This window comes from Paenibacillus sp. 01T422 (assembly GCF_056398785.1).
In genome coordinates this window covers 1-1706 of record NZ_JBFTQB010001376.1, presented here as the reverse complement: position 1 = coordinate 1706, position 1706 = coordinate 1, and the positions used below count along the sequence as shown (strand labels likewise).

Genomic DNA, 1706 nt, shown 5'->3' with positions numbered 1-1706 from the left:
TCATTAGGTCCTGTATTGTCTTGGGGATTGCGAATATCACGCGGTAGTTGAGGCATAGCCCGGCCCATGATATCCGCCATTTGCTCAGCGAACCCGGTAATCGGCCTTCCTGCTTTTACGTTATCCCGAATGTTGCGCAGTCGTTGATCCAGATCAAGATCTGCTGTTACGATGGCATTCACACCGTAGGGATCTTTCTTGAGTGCTTCTGCTACTGAATATTTGACGGTGCCTACTCTTGAACGGTCCATATCTTTTTTGAGGTTGATGCCAACGACAGCGGTATTGCCGAATACAACGCAATGCGCGCTTTCAACTTGTGGGATGCTGGTGGCTAGGCTTTCCAAACGTTCCGCAACGGCTTTGGAATCTTTGATCTCTAGCTTTTGTGGAGCAATTTGTTGAACCTTTACTTGTTTTTGATTTGTATCTTGAGAGGGGGCACCGCTTTTCGGCGCTTGACTACAGCCAACCGCGAGGGTCAGTACCAACGATAATACGCACAATAGTCTCACTTGAATCGATCCTTTCCTTGAATCTCGCGTTTAGTTTGTCCTGCACAGCTAGGTTGTATGTATGAATATAACCAATGATCTGACGCCAAATCTGGGAGGGGACACACCAATGAAAAAAATTTACGTGTTAGATACCAATGTACTGCTTCAGGACCCTAATGCATTAACCAATGATAACCGCATTCTTGCCGTCGCGCTCAACTATCATCTGGAAGAGCAGGCGAATGATATTCCGAGACCAGTTGTTATCGTTAGTAAAGATACGCTGGTACGGATAAAAGCAGATGTACTTGGCATTCCTGCACAGGATTATTTAACCGATCGTATCGTAGCTCAGACTGATATGTACACAGGCTGCATCACTTTATATGTTCATCCGTCTGTGATTGACGAATTTTACTCATACCGGTTCTTAACCGTGACATCTTTGAATTTGACTTATATGCTTCACCCGCATGAATTCGTTATCTTACGGGATGAGTTGGGTTCTTCGAAATCCGCTCTACTGAAAGTAACGACAGATGCCAAAAAACTTGAGCCGCTCTTTATGAGTAACGATCCCATCTGGGGAATTGCCGCGCGAAATGCGCAGCAGCGCATGGCTCTTGAGCTTTTGCTCAATGACGATATCCCGCTCGTCACCCTTACTGGGAAAGCGGGTACTGGTAAGACGCTATTAACGCTAGCTGCGGGACTCATGAAAATTGAAGATGACCGCAAATACAAGAAGCTGCTTATTGCTCGACCAGTTGTTCCTATGGGCAAGGATATTGGTTATTTGCCTGGTGAAAAAGAAGAGAAGCTGCGTCCGTGGATGCAGCCGATCTATGATAATCTCGAGTATTTGTTCGATACCAAGAAACCCGGAGATATTGAGAAAGTACTGGCTGGTCTCGGCAGTATTCAAGTCGAAGCCCTCACTTATATTCGTGGGCGTTCCATCCCAGGACAATTCATCATTATTGATGAAGCGCAAAACTTATCCAAACACGAGATCAAAACGATCGTATCTCGTGTAGGCGAAGGCAGTAAAATCGTTTTATTAGGTGATCCGGATCAAATTGATCATCCTTATCTCGATGCTTCAAGCAACGGACTAACTTATGTGGTCGAACGATTTAAGCAAGAGGGCATAGCCGGTCATATTACGCTGGAGCGAGGCGAACGTTCGCACTTGGCCCAGTTAGCGGC

At 46.0% G+C, this 1706-nt stretch carries 2 protein-coding genes; one reads left to right on the top strand and one right to left on the bottom strand.

What is annotated here, in order from left to right; genetic code table 11:
* Window positions 1-515 (bottom strand): YhcN/YlaJ family sporulation lipoprotein (locus AC1DUA_RS38870; protein WP_477504765.1); only part of this gene is annotated, 515 nt, incomplete at its 3' end.
* A gap of 109 nt (window positions 516-624) precedes the next feature.
* On the opposite strand from AC1DUA_RS38870, the gene AC1DUA_RS38865 reads away from it, so the two are divergent.
* A partial coding sequence (locus tag AC1DUA_RS38865; protein WP_477504764.1) for a PhoH family protein occupies window positions 625-1706 on the top strand: 1082 nt, incomplete at its 3' end.